This window comes from Pseudomonas sp. NMS19W, from assembly GCF_051554255.1.
In the GTDB taxonomy this organism is placed as follows: Bacteria; Pseudomonadota; Gammaproteobacteria; order Pseudomonadales; family Pseudomonadaceae; genus Aquipseudomonas; species Aquipseudomonas kribbensis.
In genome coordinates this window covers 5,074,704-5,100,891 of record NZ_CP136718.1, presented here as the reverse complement: position 1 = coordinate 5,100,891, position 26,188 = coordinate 5,074,704, and the positions used below count along the sequence as shown (strand labels likewise).

21 protein-coding genes and 1 pseudogene are annotated in these 26,188 nt (G+C 61.2%); 7 read left to right on the top strand and 15 right to left on the bottom strand.

Annotation, left to right across the window (positions count from 1 at the left end):
- Window positions 1-80: 80 nt before the first annotated feature.
- A complete protein-coding gene (gene guaA, locus R1A29_RS23275) occupies window positions 81-1,658 on the top strand; it encodes a glutamine-hydrolyzing GMP synthase (protein ID WP_085709414.1) in 1,578 nt (525 codons plus the stop codon).
- Between the two features lie 81 nt (window positions 1,659-1,739).
- On the opposite strand, the gene R1A29_RS23270 is transcribed toward guaA, so the two are convergent.
- Entirely contained in the window at window positions 1,740-1,979 is a 240-nt protein-coding gene (locus R1A29_RS23270) for a hypothetical protein (RefSeq protein ID WP_438299720.1), read from the bottom strand.
- Window positions 1,973-6,091, bottom strand: a complete 4,119-nt coding sequence (locus tag R1A29_RS23265) for a membrane-targeted effector domain-containing toxin (protein ID WP_438299719.1) — start codon at window positions 6,089-6,091, stop codon at window positions 1,973-1,975. Before R1A29_RS23265 ends, R1A29_RS23270 begins: the two co-directional genes overlap by 7 nt.
- Window positions 6,092-6,337: 246 nt before the next feature.
- On the opposite strand from R1A29_RS23265, the gene R1A29_RS23260 reads away from it, so the two are divergent.
- Window positions 6,338-7,714, top strand: a complete 1,377-nt coding sequence (locus tag R1A29_RS23260; protein ID WP_438299718.1) for a multicopper oxidase family protein — start codon at window positions 6,338-6,340, stop codon at window positions 7,712-7,714.
- Entirely contained in the window at window positions 7,714-8,211 is a 498-nt protein-coding gene (gene tadA / locus R1A29_RS23255; RefSeq protein WP_438299717.1) for a tRNA adenosine(34) deaminase TadA, read from the top strand. The genes R1A29_RS23260 and tadA overlap by 1 nt, the downstream gene beginning before the upstream one ends.
- 58 nt (window positions 8,212-8,269) lie before the next feature.
- Here the strand turns inward: tadA and cmoB are convergent, their stop codons facing one another.
- From cmoB to lon, 5 genes are all read right to left on the bottom strand, one after another.
- The gene (cmoB, locus tag R1A29_RS23250; protein WP_438299716.1) at window positions 8,270-9,226 is read right to left on the bottom strand and encodes a tRNA 5-methoxyuridine(34)/uridine 5-oxyacetic acid(34) synthase CmoB; all 957 of its coding nucleotides are present in this window, start codon (window positions 9,224-9,226) and stop codon (window positions 8,270-8,272) included.
- Window positions 9,223-9,930, bottom strand: a complete 708-nt coding sequence (cmoA, locus tag R1A29_RS23245; protein ID WP_219737186.1) for a carboxy-S-adenosyl-L-methionine synthase CmoA — start codon at window positions 9,928-9,930, stop codon at window positions 9,223-9,225. The genes cmoB and cmoA overlap by 4 nt, the downstream gene beginning before the upstream one ends.
- Before the next feature lie 121 nt (window positions 9,931-10,051).
- A complete protein-coding gene (locus R1A29_RS23240) occupies window positions 10,052-10,696 on the bottom strand; it encodes a lysoplasmalogenase (RefSeq protein ID WP_438299715.1) in 645 nt (214 codons plus the stop codon).
- Between the two features lie 2 nt (window positions 10,697-10,698).
- Window positions 10,699-11,091, bottom strand: coding sequence for a protease inhibitor I42 family protein (locus R1A29_RS23235; protein ID WP_438299714.1), 393 nt, complete (start codon window positions 11,089-11,091; stop codon window positions 10,699-10,701).
- Window positions 11,092-11,382: 291 nt separating this feature from the next.
- Window positions 11,383-13,806 carry an endopeptidase La gene (gene lon / locus R1A29_RS23230; protein ID WP_085709421.1) on the bottom strand — a complete coding sequence of 808 codons (2,424 nt, stop codon included), beginning with the start codon at window positions 13,804-13,806 and terminating at the stop codon, window positions 11,383-11,385.
- 467 nt (window positions 13,807-14,273) lie between these two features.
- Between lon and R1A29_RS23225 the strand changes: the two genes are divergently transcribed.
- On the top strand, window positions 14,274-14,408 hold the full coding sequence (locus tag R1A29_RS23225; protein ID WP_438299712.1) for a hypothetical protein: 135 nt from the start codon (window positions 14,274-14,276) through the stop codon (window positions 14,406-14,408).
- 148 nt (window positions 14,409-14,556) lie between these two features.
- Here R1A29_RS23225 and R1A29_RS23220 read toward each other — a convergent pair.
- The 6 genes and pseudogenes from R1A29_RS23220 to R1A29_RS23195 all read right to left on the bottom strand — a co-directional run bounded on the left by R1A29_RS23220 (window position 14,557) and on the right by R1A29_RS23195 (window position 22,624).
- Window positions 14,557-14,924: pseudogene (locus R1A29_RS23220) on the bottom strand (DUF6124 family protein).
- Window positions 14,925-15,248: 324 nt separating this feature from the next.
- Entirely contained in the window at window positions 15,249-16,250 is a 1,002-nt protein-coding gene (mvaD, locus tag R1A29_RS23215) for a diphosphomevalonate decarboxylase (RefSeq protein ID WP_438299711.1), read from the bottom strand.
- Entirely contained in the window at window positions 16,247-17,302 is a 1,056-nt protein-coding gene (locus tag R1A29_RS23210; RefSeq protein WP_438299710.1) for a mevalonate kinase family protein, read from the bottom strand. The genes mvaD and R1A29_RS23210 overlap by 4 nt, the downstream gene beginning before the upstream one ends.
- Before the next feature lie 2 nt (window positions 17,303-17,304).
- The gene (locus R1A29_RS23205) at window positions 17,305-18,531 is read right to left on the bottom strand and encodes a hydroxymethylglutaryl-CoA reductase (RefSeq protein ID WP_438299709.1); all 1,227 of its coding nucleotides are present in this window, start codon (window positions 18,529-18,531) and stop codon (window positions 17,305-17,307) included.
- Window positions 18,532-18,698: 167 nt separating this feature from the next.
- On the bottom strand, window positions 18,699-21,110 hold the full coding sequence (locus tag R1A29_RS23200) for a glucose/quinate/shikimate family membrane-bound PQQ-dependent dehydrogenase (protein WP_438299708.1): 2,412 nt from the start codon (window positions 21,108-21,110) through the stop codon (window positions 18,699-18,701).
- Window positions 21,111-21,262: 152 nt separating this feature from the next.
- Complete coding sequence (locus R1A29_RS23195; protein ID WP_085709423.1) at window positions 21,263-22,624, bottom strand: carbohydrate porin; 1,362 nt, start codon at window positions 22,622-22,624, stop codon at window positions 21,263-21,265.
- A 300-nt stretch (window positions 22,625-22,924) separates the two neighbouring features.
- On the opposite strand from R1A29_RS23195, the gene R1A29_RS23190 reads away from it, so the two are divergent.
- Together R1A29_RS23190 and R1A29_RS23185 are read left to right on the top strand one after the other, a co-directional pair.
- Complete coding sequence (locus R1A29_RS23190) at window positions 22,925-23,155, top strand: VF530 family DNA-binding protein (protein WP_007956650.1); 231 nt, start codon at window positions 22,925-22,927, stop codon at window positions 23,153-23,155.
- Between the two features lies 1 nt (window position 23,156).
- Window positions 23,157-23,795, top strand: coding sequence for a Pr6Pr family membrane protein (locus R1A29_RS23185; RefSeq protein ID WP_438299707.1), 639 nt, complete (start codon window positions 23,157-23,159; stop codon window positions 23,793-23,795).
- A 15-nt stretch (window positions 23,796-23,810) separates the two neighbouring features.
- On the opposite strand, the gene R1A29_RS23180 is transcribed toward R1A29_RS23185, so the two are convergent.
- Window positions 23,811-24,596: a siderophore-interacting protein gene (locus R1A29_RS23180; protein WP_438299706.1), complete on the bottom strand. Its 786-nt coding sequence runs from the start codon at window positions 24,594-24,596 to the stop codon at window positions 23,811-23,813.
- Window positions 24,593-25,168: a PadR family transcriptional regulator gene (locus R1A29_RS23175; protein ID WP_114885315.1), complete on the bottom strand. Its 576-nt coding sequence runs from the start codon at window positions 25,166-25,168 to the stop codon at window positions 24,593-24,595. Before R1A29_RS23175 ends, R1A29_RS23180 begins: the two co-directional genes overlap by 4 nt.
- Window positions 25,169-25,673: 505 nt before the next feature.
- Between R1A29_RS23175 and R1A29_RS23170 the strand changes: the two genes are divergently transcribed.
- A complete protein-coding gene (locus R1A29_RS23170) occupies window positions 25,674-26,165 on the top strand; it encodes a CS1 type fimbrial major subunit (protein WP_438299705.1) in 492 nt (163 codons plus the stop codon).
- The last annotated feature ends 23 nt before the right edge of the window (window positions 26,166-26,188 follow it).

The window sequence follows — 26,188 nt, the reverse complement described above, 5'->3', positions numbered from 1 at the left end:
AATGACCGGGGCTGTTTTATTCAGCCCCGAGTCGTTTCTGAATCAAGACTGTTTCTGAATTACTTAGACGAGACTGAATCATGGCCCTCGACATTCACGCTCACCGCATCCTGATCCTCGACTTCGGTTCGCAATACACCCAACTGATCGCCCGCCGCGTGCGCGAGATCGGTGTGTACTGCGAACTGCACCCGTTCGACATGGACGAGGATGCGATCCGCGAATTTGCGCCAAAAGGCGTGATCCTCGCCGGCGGTCCCGAGTCCGTGCACGAAGCCAACAGCCCGCGCTGCCCGCAAGCGGTGTTCGACCTGGGCGTACCGGTCTTCGGTATCTGCTACGGCATGCAGACCATGGCCGAGCAACTGGGCGGCAAGGTTGAAGGTTCCGAGCTGCGTGAGTTCGGTTATGCCCGCGTTGACGTGGTCGGCAAGAGCCGTCTGCTCGACGGTATCGAAGACCACATCGACGCCGACGGCCTGTTCGGCCTCGACGTATGGATGAGCCACGGTGACAAGGTCACCAAGATGCCAAGCGATTTCCACATCCTGGCCAGCACCCCGAGCTGCCCGATCGCCGGCATGTTCAACGACGAGCGTGCTTACTACGGCGTGCAGTTCCACCCGGAAGTGACCCACACCAAACAGGGCGGTCGCATCCTGTCGCGTTTCGTTCTCGACATCTGTGGCTGTGAAGCCCTGTGGACCCCGTCGAAGATTGCCGAAGACGCGATCGCCAACATCCGCGCACAGGTCGGTACCGACAACGTGCTGCTGGGTCTGTCCGGCGGTGTGGATTCCTCGGTGGTTGCGGCGCTGCTGCACAAGGCCATCGGCGATCAGCTGACCTGCGTCTTCGTCGACAACGGCCTGCTGCGTCTGCACGAAGGCGAGCAAGTGATGGCCATGTTCGCCGAGAACATGGGCGTCAAGGTGATCCGCGCCAACGCTGAAGACCAGTTCCTGAACAACCTGGCCGGCGAAGCCGACCCGGAGAAGAAGCGCAAGATCATCGGCCGTACCTTCATCGACGTGTTCGATGCCGAATCCTGCAAGCTGGACAACATCAAGTACCTGGCCCAGGGCACCATTTACCCGGACGTGATCGAGTCGGCTGGCGCGAAAAGCGGCAAGGCTCACGTGATCAAGTCGCACCACAACGTGGGCGGCTTGCCGGACGAGATGAACCTGAAACTGGTCGAGCCACTGCGCGAACTGTTCAAGGACGAAGTCCGTCGTCTGGGTCTGGAACTGGGCCTGCCGTACGACATGGTCTACCGTCACCCGTTCCCTGGCCCGGGCCTGGGTGTGCGGATCCTCGGTGAAGTGAAGAAGGAATACGCCGACCTGCTGCGTCGCGCCGACCACATCTTCATCGAAGAACTGCGCAAGGCCGACTGGTACCACAAGGTCAGCCAGGCCTTCGTCGTGTTCCAGCCGGTGAAATCGGTGGGCGTGGTAGGCGATGGCCGTCGTTACGCCTGGGTCGTGGCCCTGCGTGCCGTGGAAACCATCGACTTCATGACCGCGCGTTGGGCACACCTGCCTTACGAACTGCTGGAAACCGTTTCCGGCCGCATCATCAATGAAATCGAAGGCATCTCCCGCGTCACTTACGACGTGTCGAGCAAGCCGCCGGCGACCATTGAGTGGGAGTGATCCCGCACACGCCCTGAAGGCGTGAATGCAGGCAACCCCCAGGCCGCGTGAACAGTGTTCACGCGGCCTTTTTATTGCCGCTTACAAGGGACCGGACCAGCCGGCCAGGGTCATGCCCCGGTCGTCCAGTGCCTTGAGCAGGTCTTCGATACTGTTGAAGCGTTTTTCATGGAGGGTGGGCCAGGCGGGGCGTTCGATGAACCAGCGACCGGACTCCCAATGGATTTCCGTGCGCACGAGTGCATTGTCGCGGCTGCGGTGAACCAGCAAGGTGGAGCGGGGTTCCTGTTTCAAGGTGTACATCCCCGGACGATTCAGCAATTGATCGATCTCCTTTTGCGACTGGGCTTTCCACGGCGTCTGCATTTGCAGGCGCAAATCCCCTTTACCTGCCCGGCTGGCTTGCCTTGGTCGTCTAAAAAAATCCTTCCAGGATCAGGTTCGAACCCACGGGACTTGCCGTAGCCAACGTCTTCGATACGCAGACCGATGGCATCTTCCAGCTCACTGACGCCGGCGACGCCCCCGAAAGTGTTGGAGTGTGAATTGCCCATGAGCGAGACCCATTTGTGTGTGCCGTGCACGGCCTGATCGGCCTCGATGATTGTGTGGGCATAGAAATTCATCATCTGCTGTCGACTTGTCGCTTCGAGCCCTCGCATACCTTCCAGCCGGTAACTGGCCATGCAATCGATAGCCTGGATGCGCACGCCCTGGCGGTTGGCCTCCTTCACCAGATTGAGGAAGGTGTAACGTTTTGTGGGATCGGTGATATGACCTTGGTCGAGGCCCTCCAGATACAGCTCAAGATCCCGAGGCATGACCGAGGTTCTGGCAAAGTTGTCCAGCGCCGCCTGATGGAAGTCTGTGAGCAAATGCTCCATGTACAGGGTCTTCACACCATTTCGGGCGAGCACTGGCATCTGTTTCATGAGCCATTGTTTGCTGCCGATCTCTGCATGGCTTTCGCCGATGACGAGACCGTTGAACTGCTCCAGGGATTTTTCGATGAACGATTCGGCGCTCGCGGCCTGATCGATGGGCGCCAACGCCGGACGCGGAGCCAGATTGAACTCGGCATGAAAGCGAATGGCAGCTTCACGCAGCTGTTGGCGCAAAGCCTTGAACCTCTCGAGTGCCGGGTCAGCATCAAAACTCACAAAAGCATCGCCCAATGTTCGCTCGTTGCCGATGACCGCGGCATTTTTCAGCTCATTGCGAAACGCTACGGGAATTTCGTACGGCGAACTGATCAACGGGGTATCAGGCAGTGACACTTCAGGATTGACCACGGCGCCGGCACCGGTGGTGGATGCCGAAGGCTCAATGCCCGGCGATTGCCCCTCGGCCGCCAGTGGATCGATGCGCACGCGCCTGAGTGTCAGGCCTTCATCGTTCAGGGCCGTCGCCAGTTCCTGAACACTGTCGAAGTGCCGGCCGCTGACGGATATCCATTTGGGGCGGACGATGAAGAAACCGCCGGCATCCTTCAGGATCGTTGTTGTTACCAGTGTGCCGTCGCCGCTGCGATGGATGAGGGTGGAGGGTTCCTGGATCATGAACATGCCCCTTCTGGGTAACGCTTCTTCGAGCGTTCGGGCGGTGATCGTCGGAGGAGGTCCATTCAATTGCAGGCGCAGGTCACTTCTGAGCAGGTCGATAGGGTTGCCGGCGAGATCGCGTACCTTTTTGCCTGGATCGGTTGTCAGGCCTTCCGCCTGACCTGCGGCGATCTCCTCGACTCGCAACGTCGGCGCACCTTCCAGTTCACCCAGGCCGGCGACTTTGTTGAAGGTGCTGGCACGCCCCTCATCCAGCAGTGCCACCCAGCGATGGGCACTGCGTGCTGCCTGATCGGCCTTGATCACGGTGTCGGAGAAGTAGTTCTGCATCTTGCGGCTGCTGACTTCAGACGTGTGTTCCATGTACGGGAAGCGCCGGCTGGCCATGCAGTCGATAGCCTGCACACGGATATGGCTTTTCTGTGCGCTCCTGATCAACTCCGTATACGAGTGGGGTCCTGTCGGATCGGTGCCGAAGCGGGTATCCAGTGATTTCAGATAATCTTCCAGCGCAGTCGGCATCCTGCCGGACTTGTGGAACGCATCCAGGTCTGCCTGATGGAAATCGCTCAGAAGATGATCCAGATACAGGGTTCGGACCTTCTGTTTGTTCAATGCCTTGAAGTTGTCGATCAACAGGCCTCGGGCGCCCACCCCGGTGTTGTCCCGTCCGATCACCAGTCCCGGCGTCTCTTTGAACAGGCGTTTGGTCATGTCGGCGAACGGGGTGGCGGGTTTGAAGGCTGGCACGAGCGGGCGAGGAGGCGAACTCTGGGCGCTGTAGAAGTTGATGGCATCGTCATACAGGCTGCGGCGCAGAGTCTTGAAGTCCTGATAGAGGCTGTCGCTCGTGTGCAGGTTGTCCAGCGGAAAACCCTCGGCACGGTTTTCTGCCAGTGACCGTAGCAGGGTTCTGGAGGCTTGCTCGGTGTCATAAGGCATGGCGGTTGTGGCCGACTCGGGCAAGGGGTCGGCCGTATGACCCCAGGGCCACTCGCCGAACAGTTTCATCCCGCCTCTGAGGCCGGGGCGAGCGACCGGCTCCCATTTCAACGCTTCGTTCAGGCGTACCGGCACGTTGCGATAAAACGAATAGGGATTGGCCGGGTCGACAATCACCCAGCTACGCATCTGCTCAACGTAACGTACCTGGTAGAACCCCTGGTTGCCCCAAGCCCGGCGCATGTAGATGTAGTGATTGCCGGACGGGGTCTGAATGATCTCCTGGAGTTTGGGATCACCGGTTTCCATCCGCGTCCCCTCATTAATCTCAGTCTTGAATGACGCCAGAAAGTCCTCCGGTGCTGCCGGCAGGACTTGCTCCGGTGCGATCTCTGCCAGTGTCGGCAGCGGTGAACGTGCCAGTGCGGCTTCGGCCAGTTTCTCTTCAGGTTTTACGGTCGGTCCGGTCTGAGCGAGTTCTTCCTCGGGCGCGAGGAAGGTTTCGGTCTCGGCAATCTCGGGTAATCGCCCGCTGCCTTTGATGAACGTGGCGTTGAACAGCGTATCGATGGCCGCGAAGATTGCTCCGGTTACGCCGGCCTTGCGCGCCTGCGGTGTCTTGCCGTTGACCGCCTGATCGATCTGCAATCCGACGTTGGCGATGCCCGCACCGACCACGGCCAGTGCTACCGGCCAGCCAACGGCCGCCATCGGCCCGAATACGCGGTTGAAGGCGTTGAGGTAACCGATCCACAGCTTTTTGCGCAGATCACCATTGGAATGCAGCATGAATTCCGCATCGCTGATCATGCGGGCGTGGGTGGCGGTCGCCAGAAAGCTGAAGATATCGCCGCTGAGCGCTGCACCGGTGTGAGCCACCAGCGTGTGATCGTCGCTGTCCCAGGTGCTGACGAGCAGATCCAGCACATGGTTCAGCCCGACGTTCTCGATATGCGGTGCGCGCCACAACTCCGAGATACCTCCCACCAGCGGGCCGAAAGCCCAGAGCCAGCGCCGTTTCGCGACTGCACGCCAGGATGTGTCTTCCATGATGTCGTGATCGGCGACCTGGAAGTGCGACATGAAGCGCTTGCGGTCGGACGGGTTTCTGATTTGCGACAGCACCCACCAATGCAGGTCGCGGGCGTTCTGCAGGGCATGCACGCCCCAGATTTCTCCCGGAACGTAGAGAATCACTCCGCCCTTGCCATCGGTGATGCACAGGATGTCGGTGGCGACAAACCCGCCGATCTTCAACAGGCCGATACGCAGTCCATCGGCTTGCGCAGCCTCTTCTTCGAGCATCTCGCGGGTCACCGGCCAGCTGACATTGGCGGCGATGGCTTTGACAGCGGTGCGGAAATTGTCGTCCGACAGCCGACCGCCTTCCCGGTCTTCCATGGCCTTGGCCAGGAAGGAGCACTTGGCCAGGGTTCGGAAGGTCTTGCCGTGCTTGTTCCAGAATGAGTCGACTTTTCTCCGGTAACGGTCGGCGAAATTGATAGCCCAGAACGCTTTGAGGACGTCGCGGCTGTGCAGCTTCACTTCGTTGGTTTCGTTATAGGTGCCGGCGTCCGGGCCGGCGGTATAGAAACCTGCGTCGGAATCGAGCAGGTCGGCGTTGTCCTGGTCGTGAACGCTGAAGCGCTGAATCACCAGTTGCGGCAGGGTCATCGACTCGCGCGGGGTTTCGAACAGATGCTCCCAGCCGGTAAAGGTTCGCGGACTGCTTTGGGCTGCGTGAAAGCGGTGCCAGTAAACCTGTTCGGGTTCCAGGTGAGCGAGGTCGTGGCTGGCGAGGATCTCTCTGGCAATCGCGCAGGCCATTTCATACATGTCGGGGCAGGCCTCGACCAGAGCGGGAACCAGAGCCTTGAGGGCATTTCTGTCGGCAACGTTGGGCAGTGCCGAGTCGTGTGTCGTGTCCACAATCATTCCTTGAGCGTGGTGGATAAAAAACGACCGCGATCATTTCAAGAGGTGAAGGATTCGTCTGTCAGACGCCTGGCTGTTGGTTTGTCGTCTGAAGGAAAAGGATGCATCGGAAGCAGGCTTCACACCTGTAGTCTGCGGCCATCCGCCGCGCTGCCCTTACTGTTTCGCAATCGCAGGTGTATCGTATTCGCCTTTTGCGGGCGCCCTGGCCTGCGGCTGATACGAGAGGTAGTTGTGTCCATGTCCTTTACCCGTCGACAAATTCTCGGTGGCCTGGCCGGTCTGGCAGTGGTTGGTGCGGGAGCCGGTGGTGCGACGCGGTACTGGCTGGGCAAGGTGGCCGATGCCAACGCCGGGCATGACTACGAGTTGATCGCTGCACCGCTGGACGTCGAACTGGTGCCCGGGCACAAGACCGAAGCCTGGGCGTTCGGCCCATCGGCGCCGGGCACTGAATTGCGCGTGCGTCAGGGTGAATGGTTGCGAGTTCGCTTCATCAACCATCTGCCGGTCGCGACCACTATTCACTGGCACGGCATCCGCCTGCCCCTGGAAATGGACGGCGTGCCGTACGTCTCGCAATTGCCGGTGCTGCCCGGCGAATACTTCGATTACAAATTCCGCGTGCCGGATGCCGGCAGCTACTGGTATCACCCGCACGTCAGCAGCAGCGAGGAGCTCGGGCGCGGGTTGGTCGGGCCGTTGATCGTCGAGGAGCGCGAGCCGACCGGGTTCAAGTACGAAAAGACCCTGAGCCTGAAGAACTGGCACATCGACGACGAGGGCAATTTCGTCGAATTCAGTGTTCCCCGCGAAGCGGCCCGTGGCGGTACAGCGGGGCGGCTGTCGACCATCAACGGCGTGCCGTCGCCGGTGATCGAGTTGCCGGCCGGGCAGATCACCCGTGTGCGTTTGCTCAACCTCGACAACACCCTGACCTATCGCATCAACATTCCTGGCGTCGAAGCGCAGATCTATGCGCTGGACGGCAACCCGGTCGAGCCCCGGCCGCTGGGCAAGGAATACTGGCTCGGCCCGGGCATGCGTATCTGTCTGGCTATCAAGGCGCCGCCGGCCGGTGAGGAGTTGTCGCTGCGCAATGGCCCGGTTCGCCTGGGCACCTTGCGTTCGGTGGCCAACAACGACGCGCCAACCGAGTGGCCGAAGGCATTGCCCGCCAACCCGGTGGCCGAGCCGGATCTGGCCAATGCCGAGAAACTCAACTTCAATTTCGAATGGGTCGGTTCGGTGTCGGTGAATGTCGACAACGGCAAGCCGCCGAGCCTGTGGCAGATCAACGGCAAGGCCTGGGACATCACCGACAAGACCTGCGCCGACCGGCCGATTGCCAGCCTGAAACTGGGCCAGAGTTATATCTTCGAACTGAAGAACATGACCCAGTACCAGCACCCGATCCACCTGCACGGCATGAGCTTCAAGGTGATTGCGTCGAACCGGCACAAGATCGTGCCGTACTTCACCGACACCTATCTGCTGGGCAAGAACGAGCGTGCGCAAGTGGCGCTGGTGGCGGATAACCCGGGGGTATGGATGTTCCACTGCCACGTGATCGATCACATGGAAACCGGCCTGATGGCCGCCATCGAGGTGAAGTGATGCGTCAGATTCGCCCCGCGGCGATCATCGACCGCAGCCGTGACCGCGACTTCATGCGTGAGGCGCTGGAGTTGGCAGCCCAAGGCGCAGCCCTCGGCGAAGTGCCCGTGGGCGCGGTGCTGGTGCAGGATGGCGAGATCATCGGTCGCGGCTTCAATTGCCCGATCAGCACCAGCGACCCCAGCGCACACGCAGAAATGGTCGCGATCCGCGCCGCCGCGCAAGCGCTGGATAACTATCGTCTGCCGGGCAGCACGCTGTACGTGACCCTGGAACCGTGCAGCATGTGCGCCGGGCTGATCGTGCATTCGCGGGTTGCTCGCGTGGTGTACGGCGCGCTGGAGCCCAAGGCCGGAATTGTGCAGAGTCAGGGACAGTTCTTCACCCAGGGCTTTCTCAACCATCGAGTGCTGTATGAAGGCGGGGTGCTGGCGGAGGAGTGCGGGGCGGTGTTGACCGAGTTCTTCAGGGCGCGGCGGGCGAAACCGGCAGAATGAAAAAAACCTGTGGGAGAGAGCTTGCGCGCTCCCACAGGTTTTTTTGTGTTCGGAAGATTTACTTCTTCGCGACAATCACCGCCCGCATCGGCGCCGGCAGCCCCTCGATCGTCTTGCTGTGATCCTGCGGATCAAGGAAATCACTCAACGACTGATACTTCATCCATTCAGTCCCGCGCTGTTCCTCAACGGTGGTGGTGCTCACGTCCACGCATTTCACATCCGTGAACCCCGCACGTCGCAACCACAATTCCAGCGCCGGCACCGACGGCAAAAACCACACATTACGCATCTGTGCATAACGGTCTTCCGGTACCAGCACCTGATGTTTGTCGCCTTCGACCACCAGCGTCTCCAGCACCAGTTCGCCGCCCTTCACCAGGCAATCCTTCAACGCCAGCAAATGCTCGATCGGCGAACGGCGGTGATAGAACACACCCATCGAAAACACCGTGTCGAAGCCTTCAAGGTTCGGCGGCAGGTCTTCGAACGGGAACGGCAGGTGCCAGGCATTCGGCTCTGACAGATAACGCTGCACCGCCTGGAACTGGCAGAAAAACAGCCAGTTCGGATCAACGCCGATCACGCTGTCGGCACCGGCGCCGAGCATGCGCCACATGTAGTAACCGTTGCCGCAACCGACATCGAGGATGCGCTTGCCCTTCAGGTCCAGATGCGGAGCTACCCGGGACCATTTCCAGTCCGAACGCCACTCAGTGTCGACATGTACGCCAAACAGATCGAATGGCCCCTTGCGCCACGGCGACAGGCCCATCAGCGCGGTGCGCATCTGTGCGCGGGTTTCGTCGTCGCAATCGGTGTCCAGCTTCAGGCCGTCGAGCAGGTCGACTTCAGTCGGCTGGATCTTCGGCAGGGCGTCCAGCGCACTTTGCCAGCGCTCCAGATCACCGTGGCCTTTCTCCATTTTCTTGTCGAGTTGCGCTTGCAGGGTGTTGGCCCAGTCGGCCAGCGGTGTACCGGCCAGACGGCGGGCGAGGGGAGACAGATCAATCATGGCAAGGCAATCAACGAGGCAAAGTTAAGACACTGGAACCACGGCACGACTTTCGAGAACCCGGCGGCCAGCAGGCGCTCGCGGTGTTCTTCGAGGCTGTCGGGCTTCATGACGTTTTCGATGGCGCTGCGCTTCTGGGCGATTTCCAGTTCGCTGTAGCCGTTGGCGCGTTTGAACGCCACGTGCAGGTCGGTCAGCAGCGCGTGTTCTTCGGCATCGTTGAAGCGCAGCTTCTCCGACAGGATCAGCGCGCCGCCCGGCAGCAGCGATTGGCGAATGCGCGACAGCAACGCCGTGCGCTGCTCGGGGGCGATGAATTGCAAAGTGAAGTTCAGCGCCACCACCGAAGCCGGTTTGAAATCGAGGGCGAGGATGTCGCCTTCGATCACTTCGACCGGCAGCAACTCCTGGAACATCGAGTCCTGACCGTTGAGGTACTCGCGGCAGCGCTCGACCATCGCCGCCGAGTTATCCACCGCGATCACCCGGCAACCGTCAGTGCGCACGTGTCGACGCAGGGCCTGGGTTACCGCACCCAGTGAAGCACCGAGGTCGTAGAGCACGCTGTTCGGCTGGGCGAACTGTGCCGCAAGCACGCCGAGGTTCTCGACGATGGTCGGGTAACCCGGCACCGAACGCTTGATCATGTCCGGGAACACCCGCACCACGTCTTCGTTGAAGGCGAAGTCAGGCACCTGGGCCATCGGCTGGGCGAAAATGCGATCGGGTTCTTTGCTCACGGCGGTTCCGGCGGTGTCGATGAAAAGGCCGGCATTTTAGCCAAACTGGCGCGCAGATGCGCGGGTTGTCTGATAAACCGCCCGATCAAAGGACCGGGCGTTTGCTCTGGGAAAATGCCGAGGCGGCGATGCCCCATTGCCCAAGCCAGTAACTGAGGATGATGACGTACGGCGCGGCGTGGAACGGAGAGACAAAACGATCAATGCCGATCACGCTGTCGGAGAACACGAACGCCACCGCGCCGCCCGCCGCCAGCAGTGCCGAACGTTGCGGTACGCCGCTGCCGAGGCGGGCCAGGGCGCGCCAGAGCATGGCGCTGATGGCAGTGCCGTAGACGATCACCGGCACGGTCAACGGTCCGAGTCCGCTGCTGATCAATATGCCCAACAGCACGGCGCCAACGCCAAGCGAAAGAACCAGTGGCAACACAGCCAGACGCCGGCAATCGCTGAGGTAAGCCTTGAGATACGCCAGATGCGCGACCAGAAACGCACCCAGGCCAAACACGAACAAATCTCCCGGCCATGCCAGCAGCACATCGCCGAGCAAAGAGAAAATCAGACCGAGGCTGATCCAGCGGCGATAGTCACTCGGCGGCGCATCGTGCAGCCAGCCGAGCAACGCCAGCACCGGTAACGGTTTGACCAGCAGGCAAAGCAACGCCGCGTGGGTGCTGACGCCGTAGAGAAAGGTCGCTGCGCCCATCAGCGCGAGGATCAGCCAGCCCACGATCAGTTCACCGAGATCGCGCAGTCAAAGGTTTCCACCGGTTCGACTTCAGGCTCCCAGGGTTGCTGCGATGTCAGGCGCAGGCGCCCGGTGCCAGTGGCAAAGGCCTGGAAACGCCAGGTGGAGAAGCCGCCCGCGCCGACCATGCCGGAATCTTTCGGGCTGCTGTAGACCTCGGGGCTCAGCGCATGCAGAACGCCGCCGGCCGAGTCTTGAATGGCCCAGCGATAGCCGGTGGTGGGGTTGCTTGGCAGCATGATGGTCAGGTTTTGGCCGTTGGTCAGCCGCACCGGGCATTCGCTCTGTTTTTCCACGGTCACGTTGGTTTTCGGTTGCGTGGCGCAGGCGGCCAGCAGGGCAAGGGACAGGGGGACAAACAGGCGAGTGGGGGACATAGGCTCAGCAGCTCCGGCGTTGGCGACGAACGGCGAGCATAACTGAAGATGAGACAAAGTGTGACAGTGATGGCCTCGACCCTCACCCCAACCCTCTCCCGGAGGGAGAGGGTTGGGGTGAGGTGTATTTCGAGTTACATCGACCTGTTAGATCGAGGCGATTATAGATTCAACGCATAACGTTCAGGTCGGCGTATGGCTGAAGCATCGCACGGTCAGCTCCCTCTCCCTCGGGGAGAGAGCTGGGGTGAGGGGGCGCGATGTCAGCTTTCCCGATAGCTCAAGACGAAATCAGAAAAGCACCTTCGCCACATCCGCAAACTTCTTGGCGAAATGCACCGTAATGCCTTCCTTCAGGTAATCCGGCAGTTCCTCAAAGTTTCCGCGATTCGGCTCCGGCAGAATCAACTCGAAGATCTTCTGCCGCCGCGCCGCAATCACCTTCTCGCGCACACCGCCAATCGGCAGTACATGCCCGGTCAGCGTCAGTTCACCGGTCATCGCCACACCTTTTTTTGGCGGCTGATTACGGGCGAGCGAGAGCAGGGCGCTGGCCATGGTCACGCCGGCGCTCGGGCCGTCCTTCGGTGTCGCGCCTTCCGGTACGTGCAGGTGGACGAAGGCTTCGTCGAAGAACTTCGGATCGCCACCGAATGACTTCAGGTGCGAACTGACGTAGCTGTAGGCGATCTCCGCCGACTCCTTCATCACATCGCCCAGTTGGCCGGTGAGTTTGAAGCCTCGGTTCAGGGTATGAATCCGCGTGGCCTCGATCGGCAGGGTCGCGCCGCCCATGCTGGTCCACGCCAGACCGGTAATCACACCGGTGCCGGACAGCACTTGTTCGTTGCGGAACACCGGATGGCCGAGGGACGCTTCAAGGTCTTTCGGTCCGAGCTTGATCACCGCTTTCGGGTCGTCGATCAGCTTCATCACCGCTTTGCGCACCAGTTTGCCCATCTGTTTTTCCAGCTGGCGCACGCCGGCTTCACGGGCGTAGCCGTCGATCAGGGCTTTGAGGGCGCTGTCGCTGATGCTCAGGCTGCCCTTGGACACGCCGGCCTTTTCCAGCAGTTTCGGCCACAGGTGACGCTTGGCGATGGCGACTTTTTCTTCGGTGATGTAGCCCGACAGGCGAATCACTTCCATCCGGTCCAGCAACGGGCCGGGAATCGAATCCAGGGTGTTGGCGGTGCAGACGAACAGGACTTTCGACAGGTCCATCCGCAGATCGAGATAGTGGTCGAGGAATTCGACGTTCTGTTCCGGATCCAGCGTTTCCAGCAGCGCCGAGGCCGGGTCGCCCTGGTAGCTCTGGCCCATCTTGTCGATCTCGTCGAGCATGATCACCGGGTTCATCACTTCGACGTCTTTCAGCGCCTGCACGAGTTTGCCCGGCTGCGCGCCGATGTAGGTGCGGCGGTGGCCCTTGATCTCGGCTTCGTCGCGCATGCCGCCGAGGCTGAAGCGGTAGAACGGCCGGCCGAGGGATTCGGCGATGGACTTGCCGACGCTGGTTTTACCCACGCCCGGCGGGCCGACCAGCAGCACGATGGAGCCGCTGATTTCGCCTTTGTAGGCACCGACCGCGAGGAATTCGAGGATCCGGTCCTTGATGTCGTCGAGGCCGGCGTGGTGTTTGTCGAGCACCTTGCGTGCGTGCTTGAGGTCGAGTTTGTCCTCGCCGTACACGCCCCACGGCACCGAGGTCGCCCAGTCCAGATAGTTGCGGGTGACCGCGTATTCCGGCGACCCGGTTTCGAGGATCGACAGTTTGTTCATTTCTTCTTCGAGGCGCTTCTGCACCTGCGTCGGCAGGACTTTGCCCTCCAGACGCTGCTCGAACTGTTCGAGGTCGGCGCTGCGGTCGTCCTTGGTCAGGCCGAGTTCCTGCTGGATGACCTTGAGCTGTTCCTTGAGGAAGAACTCGCGCTGATGCTCGCCGATCTTGCGGTTCACTTCGGCGGAGATTTCTTTCTGCAGGCGCGCGACTTCGACTTCCTTGCGCAGCATCGGCAGGACTTTTTCCATGCGCTTGAGCATCGGCACGCAGTCGAGCACTTCCTGCAGCTCGGGGCCGGTGGCGGAGGTCAGTGCGGCGGCGAAGTCGGTCAGCGGTGACGGATCGTTGGGGCTGAAGCGGTTGAGGTAGTTCTTCAGTTCTTCGCTGTACAGCGGGTTGAGCGGCAGCAGCTCCTTGATCGCGTTGATCAGCGCCATGCCGTAGGCCTTGACCTCGTCGGTCGGCTCGGTGGGCTGGTGCGGGTATTCGACTTCAACCAGATACGGCGGGCGATGGTGCTTGAGCCAGGTCTTGATGCGCACACGGCTCAGGCCCTGGGCGACGAATTGCAGTTTGCCGTTTTCGCGGCTGGCGTGGTGCACCTTGACCAGGGTGCCGTATTGCGGCAATGCCTTGGTGTCGAAGTGGCGCGGGTCTTCCTGGGGCGTGTCCATGAAGAACAGGGCCAGGGAGTGGTGTTCGGATTTGCTGACCAGTTCGAGGGTTTCGGCCCAGGGTTCTTCGTTGACGATGACCGGCAGCACCTGGGCCGGGAAGAACGGGCGGTTGTGGATCGGGATGATGTAGACCTTGTCCGGCAGGTTCTGGCCGGGCAGGGCGAGGCCTTTGCCGGGGACGTGGTGTTCGATGTGTTCGGCGTCGGTTTCGGTGATGTCGTCGGGGTTCTCGGGGAATTCTTGCTGGTCGCTCATGGGGCACCTGCGCAATGGGGTATGGGTCTTAGATGGGGCAGGGGGTTGGTGGTTTCAATGGGGGTGGGTGTTTCTGGTTGTGTGTTCAGGGTTTTGACAGGGTTTTGGGGTGTGGGCTTGGTGGCCTTTGGGCCGACCATGCTCTGGGTGTTTTGGGTGAATATCCGTTGCTTCGGGTGCTGCGGCTGGCGGTTTCGCCCTTACGGCGAGTCACTTTGGCAAACGCCCCAAAGTAACCAAAACGCTGGGCCCCAACGTTCGGCACCTCGCTGTGGCTCGGTGTTCCTTCGTTCCGGGATTCATCCGGGGGGCATCGCCTACGGTTTGCTTCGCTGCACCTCCTCTCGATGTGTTTGGCTTCGCCAAACGGTCGCTGCGCTCCCACCCCCGGATAAATCCCTCCACTCAGCCTGCCGACGGGGCCAGCACGTCAAAAGCGGTACTTGAGCTAACGCTCATCGTGTTGAGTGGTTAGGAGCAGATTGGTGGTGGTGGTGGTGGTGGTGGTGGTGGTGGTGGTGGTGGTGGTGGTGGTGGTGGTGGTGGTGGTGGTGGTGGTGGTGGTGGTGGTGCGAAGAGAAGGGAGCCGATCGGGGCTTTAAAACTTGAGTGCGACTTGCTGGTTCAGGTCGGCGGATTTTTTATAGACAACTCGGTCAGTCCCCTCTCCCTCCGGGAGAGGGCTAGGGTGAGGGCAGCGCCCTGATTGACACACCACAAGCCTTTCTCCCGCAGAGACCTCACCCACATTTATGCCGGATATCGACTGACCTCAACATTGTCCAGAACCCGATTCACCGCCAACTCAGCCAGCATGATGATTTGCTGAATGGCCAGGATTGTCCGCCGCTGCGGGAGGTCGATGTGTGCGGCGATGTCGCTGGTCATGAGGTTGGCCTGTGCCAGTGATTCGCAGGCGTGGACCAGCAGGCTTTCGCTGTCCTGATCGGGGGCGACCTGGAACATGGTGCTGGGTTTATGGAAGCGCAGGGTGGTGGCGTTGGGTTTCAGGTAATGGTCGAGGGCGCGCTCGGCGGCTTCGTGGAGTTTTTTGGAGTCTGGCGATTCGTAGGGCGATGCGTCGTTTGATTCGGGGGATTCGGTGTTGGTTTTTTCATGGTGAATACTCAGTTGGTGAAATTGGAGCTGCCTTCGATTGCCGCGACGCAATCTGAGGTGGCAGCTGTACGCGGGTTCGCGGACCGATAACTGAGGAATCGGCATACCTCCAGAGAAGGTATCCCGCGCACAGCCGCCATGACACAAACAACAGGCACCGGGGTGCCGTGAGGTTGGCGATTATGCATCAGTTATCGGGCCGCGACGCCCCATCGCTGAATTTGCAGCGACCCCCAAAGCCTATCCACCCCGTTTCCTAGGGACAACCGACGCGACTTGTCGGAATCGTCCCCGAAAAACACCCCGTCTGTAGGACGCAGGATTCAAAACAGATGCTGCTCCAGCCGCCGGGGGCCGTCGCCCGCTCTATCGAGTATCCAGCGCTGGATGTCAGGCAGTTTGCGCAGCGCGGCAAACACTTTTGGGGAATGTTGCGGCGTGCACAGCACGTGCACGTTGGGGCCGGCGTCGAGGGTGGCGCAGACGTCCAGGCCTTCGCCACGCAACTGGCGCACCTGTTCCAGCACGGCCAGGGTCGCCGGGCGCCAATAGAAAACCGGTGGCTGTGAAGTCATGGCGATCAGATGCAGTTCGATGGCTTCGCGTTCCACGGCGTCGGCCAATCGGGTGAAGTCGCGTTCGAGAATGGCCTGGCGCACTTGTTCCAGACGTTCGGGCAGCAGCTTCAAACGGGTCGGATAAAATTCGCTGCTGGTGGCGAGCAGGTGACCCTGGCGGGAGCTGACGGTTTTGTGTCGGGCGTCGACCACAGCGATCAGGTCATGCAGTGGCCAGTGGCGTGCGGAGGCGATTTGCACGGCCGGTCCCGAGAGTAGCCGCGCATTGCCGGGCCATTGCACAAAACCACCGGAGACCGAGCGTGCCGCCGAACCGGAGCCGGACAGGCGCGCCAGATCGCTGAGGACGGGATCTGTCGGCGAGCATCCGCGATAGACGGCAAATGCCGTCGCGAGGGCACTGAAGCCGGCTGCCGATGAGGCGATGCCGGCGCCGGTCGGGAAGCTGTTGGTGGTGGCGATGCGCAGCGGTTGCCAGTGATCGAAGTGTTCGCGCAAGGCTTGCAGGTGATGTTCGATCCCGGCCCGCAGGGTGGGATCGGCCGGCACCAGCGCACCGCGTGAGGTTTTCCACAGGATTTCGTCGGTTGTGCCCTTGGCCAGCGGAGCCAGTGTGCAGAGGCTGACGCAACGGCTCAGGGTCATTGAAAGCGAGGCGTTGTTGGGCAGTGTGTTCAGTGCATCGCGCATGCCCCAGTACTTGATCAGCGCGATGTTGGCGGGGGAGGAGACGCTGGTGCGATTCATGACCGGGTGATCTCGAGCCCTGCCACCGCGAGAGGGGCGTCGATCTGCCGGTAGCGCGCCAGCTCCGGCAGATTCGTTGCGCCCAGTACCAGCAGCGCGCCGGCCTGATCCCCGGACAATGCGCCGGCGCCGCAGATCTTTGCTGCACCGCCTGCTTTTTCTACAGCGCGAATCATTTGGGCAACAGCGGCGGGGACGACGCCCAGGGATTCCAGATCGGCCTGGTAATCGCGTATCGCCGCGCGAAATGTTTCCGGCATCGGACGTGTTTGACCCAGCAGCGAACCGAAGCGCTCGGTGTTATGCCGCATGCTGGCCAGCAGAGGGTTGTCAGTGCCTGTCAGTCGATGTCGGGTAGCGGCAATGACCTGACCGGTGCTTTCGTTGGCGGTGCCGGTGTTGAACAGGCGCAAGGCATCTGGCAGCAGGTTCGGGGTGATGGCGGGCAACGTGTGCAGGTTGAATTCGCCTTTCGCGTTGCGTCGGCCTTCGATGACCGAGCCCAGAAGGCTGGTGTTGTGATCGATGCCTGAAGGCTCGCCGTGCTGATAGCGTTCTATCGACAGCGCCAGCGGTTCGAGCGGGCAATCGGTTTCTGTCAGCCCGAACAATTGTGCCAGCGCCGCCGTGAGCGTGACCGCCAGGGCGCCGGAGCTGCCGAAACCGGCACCGGGCGGAATCTGCGACTGTACCCGCAGGGTGAAGCCGCGCCAGTTTCGCGGAGGCAGTCGGTGGAGGATTTCACCGATGGCACACTTGACCAGATGATCGGGATCGCCGGTACCCAGGGAGGCAAAGCTTTTTGCGCTGGGGGCGGCTCGATAGTGCTCCGATGCCAGGCGCATGCGGCCGACGTAGTCGGTCAATTGGTACGGTGAGTAGGTCCGCTGGAAAGGCAGGTCGGGCAGTTGCAACTGAATCTCGCGATCCGGGCGCCGCTGGACCCACACGTTGCAGTAAAGGCCCACGGAGCAGGCAATCACCGGGCATCCGTGCAGTACCGCATGTTCACCCATCAGGATGATCTTGCCGGGGGCTCTGGCATGGATCACGGTCAGCGCCCCAGCCGTTGATGGGCCGAGACCAGTTGATGCGAGGCCTGGGCAGCCATGATCGACAGTTCTCCGGCGAGTACCAGGGCACCGAGAATTTCCGCCAGGCGTCGGGTGTCGGTGCCCGGTTTTTTGCTGCCGGGGATGATCCCCATCAAGGCCAGGGCTTCGCGTTGGGTACAAAGGGACGTACCGCCGCCGACGGTGCCCAGCGGCACGTCCGGCATCGTCACCGAGGCGTAGATGGCGTCGTGTTCGCAGGCTTCGAGGCAGGTGATGCCGATGGCACTTTCCGCCACTTGAGCGACGTCCTGGCCGGTGGCGATGAAGAACGCAGCGAGTATGTTGGCATGATGGGCGTTGCAGCCGATGGTGCCGGCCATGGCCGAACCCAGCAGGTTCTTCCGGTACTGCAGCTCCCGAAGTGCCTTGGCGTCGGTCTTGAGAATGTCGCGCAGTATGTCTTGGCTCAGCCGGACCTCGGCGTGGATCCGCTGGCCGCGGCCGTTGATGAAGTTGACCATCGCCGGTTTCTTGTCCGTGCAGTAGTTGCCCGAAATGCTGAGGCACGGGACGCCGGTTGCGGGGGTGATCAATTCACGGATGACCCGGTCGCAGGCAATGCTTGCCATGTTCATGCCCATCGCGTCGTGGGTACGGAAACGAAAGCGCAGATAGATCGTGGTTCCGACCACTGCAGACTTGATGTCTCGCAGATGCAGATGAACGCTGCCCTGTTCGCAGACTTGTCTGATCTGCTGGAAGTTGTCGCGGATCCAGGCGAGAAATATTTCGGTCTGCAGGATGCCACTGGAGCGAAATACCGGCGCACGGGTAATGCCCACCTCTTCGACCCGAACCACCGCGCCGCCGGCGGCGTGTAATGCCCGGCAGCCACGGGAGGTGCTGGCGACCAGCGCGCCTTCGGTGGTGGCCATGGGAACGTAGACGGGTTCCTGGGCCGTAATGGCCTGGCCTTTGACGAGCAATGGGCCGGCGACGCCCAGCGGAATCTGGATGGAACCGATCCGGTTTTCGCAATGGGCCGGCTGTGGTTCGCGGGTGTAATCGCCAATGCTGCGCAGCGAGGCGCCACTGATCTGTTGCAGGGCTTCACGGCGAATCAGGGCGGCTTCGTTGTGATCAAGATCGGCGGGCAACTGGTGAAAGCGGGTCTGCCCTTTGGTCAGCGCTTCGATCCAGTGGTTGCCAAAGCGCGTATCTGACATGGAAGGCTCCGTGATTCAACCGCTGCATGAGGTTGATGATCGGAGCAAACGGGCACGATAGCGCCTGTCAAAGTTGACAGTCTTTTATATCGATTGGCGATTGGCGCCCACAAAAAAAGGCGACACCCCTCACAGGGCATCGCCTTTCTCTTTACCGCCGCTGAAACTTATTCCGGCAGTTTGTACGCAATCACATAGTCACCCATCTTGGTGCCCAGCGAACCGTGACCACCCACCACGAGCAGGACGTATTGCTTGCCGTCCTTGCCGGTGTAGGTCATCGGAGTCGCCTGGCCGCCCGCAGGCAGACGGGATTTCCACAGCTCTTTACCGGTGTTCACGTCGTAGGCGCGCAGGTACTGGTCGAGGGTGCCGCTGAGGAAGCCGACGCCGCCCGCAGTCACGATCGAGCCGCCCATGCTTGGCACGCCCAGGGTGAAGCCGATCGGGATTGGCGAGCTGTCGCGGCTGGTGCCGTTTTTGCGTTTCCACACGACTTTGCCGGTGGTCAGGTCGATACCGGCGACATAGCCCCAGGCCGGGGCCTGGCACGGTACGCCCAGTGGCGACATGAACGGATGCATGGTCACCGCGTATGGCGCGCCGGTGTTGGGCTGGATACCGGCAGTTTCGCTTTCGCGTTTGCTGTCGGCGGCCACTTCGGCACGCGGGATCATCTTCGAGACGAAGGCCATGTAGTTCGGGCTGGTGAACAGCATCTGGCGAACCGGGTCGACAGAAACACCGCCCCAGTTGAACACGCCGACGTTACCCGGATAGATCAGGCTGCCCTGTTCCGACGGAGGCGTGTATTGGCCTTCGTAGCGCAGTTCCTTGAACTGGATGCGGCACAGCATCTGGTCGAACGGGCTGGCGCCCCACATGGCTTTTTCGGTCAGTTCCGGGGCCAGCAGGTTCAGGTCCGAACGGGCCTGGGTCGGTGCGGTGTGGTCGCCTTTCACGGCGCCTTGCGGAACCGGGATCTCGCGGATCGGGATGATCGGCGTGCCGTCACGACGGTCGAGGACGTACAGGCTGCCCTGTTTGGTCGGGGCGATCAGCGCAGGCTTGATGCCGTCGGCGGTTTTCATGTCCAGCAGGGTTGGCTGGCTGCCGACGTCCATGTCCCACAGGTCGTGGTGGGTGAACTGGTAGTTCCAGCGCACTTTGCCGGTGGCCAGGTCCAGCGCGACGATACCGGCGCTGAACTTCTCGGCGCCCGGGGTGCGGTCGGCGCCCCACTGGTCCGGAGTCTGGTTGCCCAGTGGCAGGTAAACCATGCCGAGTTTTTCATCGACGCTGGCCAGCGACCACATGTTGGCCGAGTTGCGGCTGTAGATCTGGCCCGGAGCCAAAGGCTCGGTGGCGTCCGGCTTGTCGCTGTCCCAGTTCCACACCAGGTGACCGTCGCGCACGTCGAAGGCGCGGATCACGCCCGATGGCTCGTTGGTCGATTCGTTGTCGGTGACGTGACCGCCCATGATCACCAGATCACGTGTGATCGCGGCTGGCGAGGTGGAGTAGTAGCCACCGGCGGTGAACGGGCCGATGCCTTGAGTCAGGTCGACCACGCCTTTGTTGCCGAAGCCTTCGCAGATCTTGCCGGTGTCGGCGTTCAGTGCGATCAGGCGTGCATCGGCGGTTGGCAGGTACAGGCGACGCGGGCAGGCCTGGGCGACGGCTTTGCCGGCCTCGGAGATGACGGCGGAGGCTGCGTTTTCAGACTTGGCGTAAGCGGCTTCGTCGTAGTACGACACGCCACGGCAGGTCATGTGGGCGAAGCCCTTGAAGCCGACCGGGCTCTTGATCTGCGGGTCGAAGCGCCACAGTTCCTTGCCGGTGTCCGGGTCCAGTGCCAGCACTTTGCTGTGGGCGGTGCAGGCATAGAGCATGCCGTTGGCTTTCAGCGGGGTGTTTTCGTTGGTCAGCTCCACCGGGTCATCGGCGGTCGGCAGGTCGCCGGTCTGGATGCGCCAGGCTTCCTGCAGCTTGCCGACGTTGGCCGGAGTAATCTGCTTCAGTGGCGAGTAGCGGTCACCGAACTCGGTGCGGCCATAGGCCTGCCAGTCGCCATCGGGCATTGCTGGCGCAGTGCTGGTGGTGTCGGCGGTGTCGCGACCCAGTTCGCCGAAGGTTTCGCCCGGGTGGGTGAACAGGCTGGCCAAAGCGGTGAGGCCGGCCAGCACCACGGCTACGGTCAGACCGCCGGTGCCCATCGGTGCAGGACCGTTGAGCAGCAGCGGACGACGGAACCACGGCAGCAGCATCACGAAACCGAGGACGAACCACAGCGCCAGACGCGGCACCAGTTGCCACCAGTCCAGACCGACTTCCCACAGCGCCCAGACGGTGCTGGCAAACAGCACGATGGCGTACAGGCCCAGTGCTGCGCGGCGACGCATCAGCAACAGAATGCCGGTCAGCGTGATGCCGATACCGGCCAGCAGGTAGTACAGCGAGCCGCCGAGCGTGCTCAGCTTGATTCCCCCGGCCAGCATGGCCAGGCCCATCAGTAGAAGCAGAATGCCGAGCAGGCTCGGAAGCAGACGGCCTCGACTCGAAGCACTTTCGGTGCTCATAGTGTGGTTCTCCGTGACGTTTCAAGTAGTCCCGCGCTGTAGTCACTGTAGATGACGATTGGGCGCGGGCATGGTTCAGATAAAAACTTGTCTGGCTAACTATTTCATCCGGGAGCCGGCAAGCCGGCTCCCGGAGGTTTTCCGGTTGTCGGTCAGAACGACGACTGGATCTTGATCCCGCCGATCAGCGCGTCATCGACCTTGTCCACGCCACCCGGGTGGCGGATGTATTGCAGGTTCGGGCGCACGGTCAGCCAGTTGGTGACGTGCACGCCGTAATAGAGTTCGGCGCTGTATTCGGTGTCCTGCGGCGGCAGGTACGACGGATCGTCGTAGTCGTAGACCGCGCGGGCCTGGTTGGTCGCCTCGGCGTTCTTGCGGTAGGCCGGGTTGACGTGGACGCGGGCCAGGGCGAAACCGATGTCGTCCTTGGCGCGGGCGTCGAACAGGCCTTTGTAGACCACGCCGGCCTGGACGTAGTTGTCGATGGCGTTGGTCTTCTTGTCGTGCATCGTGCCGTTGGCGAACACGCTCAGGCCACGGGAGTTGTCGCTGGCGACGCTGGTGATCTGCTGCTGCACGCCGAGCCACACGCCGTGTTTGCTCGAAGCGCTGCGATAGGCTTCGCCGCTCAGGGCCGCCGGCTGGCCGTTGCTGTCTTTATAGGCGTCGGTAGCCTTGGCGTTGCTGTAGTAGTAACCGGCGCGGTATTCGCCCGGCAGGCCGTTGAGCTTCGGTGTCCACACCAGCTCCACCGGCAGGATCGCGCCCTGGGTGCCGCTGCCGCTGAGCTTGAAGCCATTGCCGCGATCGAGGTTCGACGGGTTCTGCTCATAGGCGCCGACCTGTGCGTACAGCTCCGGCGTCAGGTGATATTTGACGCGCAGCGCCCATTGGCTGACCGGCCAGTTGTACCAGATGCCGCCGACCCAGTTGCCGACCTGGGAGCCGCAGAACGCCAGGTTCTGGAAGTCGCACGGGAAGCTGTTGAAGTCTTCGCCTTCACCGAAGCGGCCGACCTTGATGTCGAGCTTCTGGTCGAAGAATTTCTGCTGGTACCACATCTGTGTCAGGCGGGTGGTCTGGCCACGGCCCCAGACTTCCTGGGCCGAAGTGAATCCACCGACGCGCGGGTCGTTGATGCGGTCGTTACTGATGTTGTTGCCGCTGCGTTTGGTCACGGTCAACTGGAATTCGGCGTCGTTCCAGCCCAGCAGTTTTTGCAGGTCCAGATGAGTGCCGAGGCCCCATTGGTCGCTGTAGCGCGCAGTGCGGTCGTGGTCGTAGCCGCCGTGCAGGTTGCTGCCCATTTCGCCGGTGTAATCGAGCTTGAAGTCGATGCCTTTCGCCGAGAGTTCGCTGCGGGTGCCGTTCCAGTCACCGAGCATGTACGGTGATTCACTGTCGAAGGCCGGAGCGGCCTGGGTGCAGGTGGCGAGGCCAAGGGCGGTGCAGCCGCCGATCAGACGCAGGGTTGAGATAGCGCTGTCTCGGGAGAACGGAAAATCGGGCATGAAATGGTCTTTCTTGATCTTTTTGGGGGGACGGGCTGACCGCTACGATTTGACGCAGGCAGTGAAGCGATTCAGCAGAAGGGCGGCAGGATAATGTCCTGTTACAAAAACACAAAGTGCTTTTGCAGACATGAACCCTTTCGGATTCGGTAACAGTGCGGCAATCGATCACATTGCCGGTGTCGACGGAGCCTGCGATCTTGCACGGTTCACCTACATTTGAAGGAAGGCCTTCCACCGGCACAGCCCCTCGGCTAAGGTGCGCGGCTTCTGCATTTTCACTTCGCCCAAGGGCCCGGCATGAACGACCACAACCCCGATCCGCTGCACGGCGTGACCCTCGAACAGATCCTCAATGCACTGGTGACCCATTACGAATGGTCGGGCCTGGCCGAGCGCATCGACATCCGTTGCTTCAAGAGCGATCCCACCATCAAGTCGAGCCTGACCTTTTTGCGCAAGACGCCATGGGCGCGGGAAAAGGTCGAGCGGCTGTACGTGAAGCTGATGCGCACCAAGCGTCCGCTCTGAGATGAACGCCGTGCTGCGGCGACGCCTCATCACTTCGGTTGCAGTGCTGGGCTGGGCCGGGCTGGGGATTCAGCTGTACCTGATTTTCTTTGCGCGCCTGAGTGTCGGCGCCAGTCTGCTGGGCGGGCTGGTGAGTTTCTTCAGTTACTTCACCGTGATCACCAACACCCTGGTGGCGGTGGTGCTGACCTGCGCGGTGACGGATCGCGAATCCGCTGCACGGCGCTGGTTTCTGCAACCCTGGGTCAGCAGCGGGATCGCCGTGAGCATTGCCGTGGTGGGCCTGGCCTACAGCATTCTGCTGCGACACCTTTGGCATCCGCAGGGCTGGCAGTTTATCGCTGATGAATTGCTCCACGACGTGATGCCGCTGCTGTTCCTGGCGTATTGGTGGGTGTGCGTGCCGAAGGGCACCCTGCGTCTGAAGCACCTGCCGCTGTGGCTGATCTATCCGCTGGTGTACTTCGCTTATGCGCTGCTGCGCGGACACTTGCTGGGGGCTTACGCCTATCCGTTCATTGACGTGGCACTGCTGGGTTATCCACAGGTGTTCGTCAATGCCGGGGGGATTCTGGCGGGGTTTGTGCTGATTGCGTTGCTGGTGATTGGCATCGACCGCTGGCAAGGGCGGCGCGAATAGCGCCGCCGCTTCTAGTCACTCTTCTTCGGAACCCTCGGCTCGCCAGTAACCGACGGCCTTGACGAACTGCTCGTCCAGCCCGTGCTCATCGAGCAGCACCCGGCGGATCTGCCGCGAGACTTTCGTTTCCGTCGCCACCCACGCATACAGATTGCCCTTGGGCACCTGCAACTGCTTCACGGTGGTCAGCAGGCTGTCCTTGTTCGCACCGCGCAACACCCAGATCACGTTGACCTGTGCCGCGCTTTCCAGCGCCTGCTGCTCCTTGCCGTTTTCCACTTCGACCACCACCAGCGCCTTGCGATTGGCCGCCAGGCCTTCGAGGCGGCGGGCGATGGCGGGCAGGGCGGTTTCGTCGCCGATCAGCAGGTAGCTGTCGAAGATGTCGGGCACGATCATCGAACCGCGCGGGCCGCCGATGTGCAGGAACTGCCCCGGTTTCGCCTGTTCGGCCCAGGTCGAGGCAGGGCCGTCGCCGTGCAGGACGAAATCGATGTCCAGTTCAAGTTTGTCGAGGTCATAGCGACGTGGGGTGTAGTCGCGCATCTCGGGCATCGGCACATCGCTTTTGCCGGCGCCGAGCACCAGGGTTTCCAGCGCGGCAGTCTGCTCGGCGTTCTGCGGGAACAGCAGTTTGACGTGGTCGTCAGTTCCCAGGCTGATGAACCCGGCCAGTTCCGGCCCACCGAGGGTGATACGGCGCATGCGCGGGGTCAGGTCGACCACGCGTAAAACTTCCAGTCGGCGGCGTTTGATTTCATGCATCACACGGTGGATGCCTTGGGTCTGGACTTCAGTCATTCGGCTTTCTCCGGAGCAGGTTGAACGGCGGGGCCGTCGACGATGGCTTTGGCGGTGTCGTTGAGCAGGTCGCGAACGCGCAGGATTTCTTCAGGGCTCCAGCGCCCGTGGTGCATCTGCAAGGCGTGGCGCAGGTTGTGCACCGCTTCATGGATTTCCGGCGGCCGGTCGTGGCCGCGCAATGAGCGCTTGCTGACGTCGATGCGCATGCGCACGCCGTCGAGGGCCACGGCCTGTTCGCTCAGCGATTGGCGACCGGCATCGGTGATTGCGTAACGCTTTTTGCCGCCCTCGGCATCGCCGGTGATCATTTCGCTTTCTTCGAGAAACGTCAGGGTCGGGTAGATCACGCCGGGGCTGGGGCTGTAGGCGCCGTCGAACATGGTTTCGATCTGGCGGATCAGGTCGTAGCCGTGGCATGGCTGCTCGGCGATCAATGCCAGCAGCAACAATTTCAGATCGCCGGGGGCGAATACCCGTGGGCCACGCCCGCCGCGCTCGCGGCCGTGACGTTTTTCGAAGCCGTCCCGGCTGTCGCCGTGGTCGCGGTGGGGGGAATGATGGTCTCTCATTTCAGTCTTCTCTCGTCATGTTTAGATACAACGTAAGATATATCTTTACGACTGGGCAAGGCTTTTTTGCCCGAGAGGAAATGGCAGCTGACGAGTGGTCAGCGAGCGCGGAAGGAGGACAGCGGCATGCAAGGGGAGGATTGACTCATCCAGAAAAGAATAACCATAAAGTTAAAGCTATCACTCTATTGAGAGTCGAGCTTATATTCTAAAAAACAGAGAAAGTACCGGCTGATATTGTTGAAAGTGCTGTAATGTTTTTTCTTTAAAACTGTGGGTAAGGTATTGCTTACAGTCACTTTTTAAAATTCGTGTTTTTCGATGTTTTTTCTTTCGAGTTGCGAGGCTGTTGAACTACAAGTTCGTGGGAAGTTGCCTGCTTACATCCTTTTGGCAAGCGTTGATCATGCCCCGGCGTTGAACTTCCGTGTTTCAGGCCTTATCGGCCGGTGTGACCTGAACTTCAATGTTTCGATTCCTTAAAAAAGAAAACAGGTACTGATCGATGTTCAAGAAAATCGCAATCACCGCTTCTCTCGCCGCCCTGGCTCTGGGCTCTTCCGTGACCTTCGCTGCCGGTGAAGCGCGCCACTCCATCAACCTCATCGCCCATGTGCCGACCAATGGTTTCTACGTGGTGCCGACCGATGCGGATCTGGTCAACAAAGACCAGGACATGAGCTATCAGCCAAGCACCGGCAAGATGCGCGACATCAATGGGTTCTTTGACGTGCGCAACAACAACGGTTCGGTTCACGCCAGCCTGGAAAGTGTTCCGCAATTGATCTACGGAAGCGACACCATTGCGCTGGAAGTTTCGTTCAACAACAAGGTGCTGACCCAGACTCCGCAAATGGTCGTGGGTGAGTCCGAGTCCGATGTGAACTATCGCGCACCGCTGAAGATCAGCGCCAAGGGCACCACGTTCAACCCGGGTGATTACACCGGTACTGTCGCGATGACCTTCGACGCCGTACCACCCGTCCTCGCGCCTTGATCGGGCGATCCGCGCTGACTGCC

Bases quoted from the DNA above. Each gene is read 5' to 3' on its own strand.
- R1A29_RS23195 (WP_085709423.1), bottom strand. From the start codon at position 22,624: ATGCCCGATTTTCCGTTCTCCCGAGACAGCGCTATCTCAACCCTGCGT.
- guaA (WP_085709414.1), top strand. From the start codon at position 81: ATGGCCCTCGACATTCACGCTCACCGCATCCTGATCCTCGACTTCGGT.
- tadA (WP_438299717.1), top strand. From the start codon at position 7,714: ATGCGTCAGATTCGCCCCGCGGCGATCATCGACCGCAGCCGTGACCGC.
- R1A29_RS23205 (WP_438299709.1), bottom strand. From the start codon at position 18,531: ATGTCAGATACGCGCTTTGGCAACCACTGGATCGAAGCGCTGACCAAA.
- cmoB (WP_438299716.1), bottom strand. From the start codon at position 9,226: ATGATTGATCTGTCTCCCCTCGCCCGCCGTCTGGCCGGTACACCGCTG.
- R1A29_RS23170 (WP_438299705.1), top strand. From the start codon at position 25,674: ATGTTCAAGAAAATCGCAATCACCGCTTCTCTCGCCGCCCTGGCTCTG.
- R1A29_RS23175 (WP_114885315.1), bottom strand. From the start codon at position 25,168: ATGAGAGACCATCATTCCCCCCACCGCGACCACGGCGACAGCCGGGAC.
- R1A29_RS23190 (WP_007956650.1), top strand. From the start codon at position 22,925: ATGAACGACCACAACCCCGATCCGCTGCACGGCGTGACCCTCGAACAG.
- R1A29_RS23200 (WP_438299708.1), bottom strand. From the start codon at position 21,110: ATGAGCACCGAAAGTGCTTCGAGTCGAGGCCGTCTGCTTCCGAGCCTG.
- R1A29_RS23185 (WP_438299707.1), top strand. From the start codon at position 23,157: ATGAACGCCGTGCTGCGGCGACGCCTCATCACTTCGGTTGCAGTGCTG.
- R1A29_RS23180 (WP_438299706.1), bottom strand. From the start codon at position 24,596: ATGACTGAAGTCCAGACCCAAGGCATCCACCGTGTGATGCATGAAATC.
- R1A29_RS23260 (WP_438299718.1), top strand. From the start codon at position 6,338: ATGTCCTTTACCCGTCGACAAATTCTCGGTGGCCTGGCCGGTCTGGCA.
- cmoA (WP_219737186.1), bottom strand. From the start codon at position 9,930: ATGGCCCAGGTGCCTGACTTCGCCTTCAACGAAGACGTGGTGCGGGTG.
- lon (WP_085709421.1), bottom strand. From the start codon at position 13,806: ATGAGCGACCAGCAAGAATTCCCCGAGAACCCCGACGACATCACCGAA.
- mvaD (WP_438299711.1), bottom strand. From the start codon at position 16,250: ATGAATCGCACCAGCGTCTCCTCCCCCGCCAACATCGCGCTGATCAAG.
- R1A29_RS23235 (WP_438299714.1), bottom strand. From the start codon at position 11,091: ATGTCCCCCACTCGCCTGTTTGTCCCCCTGTCCCTTGCCCTGCTGGCC.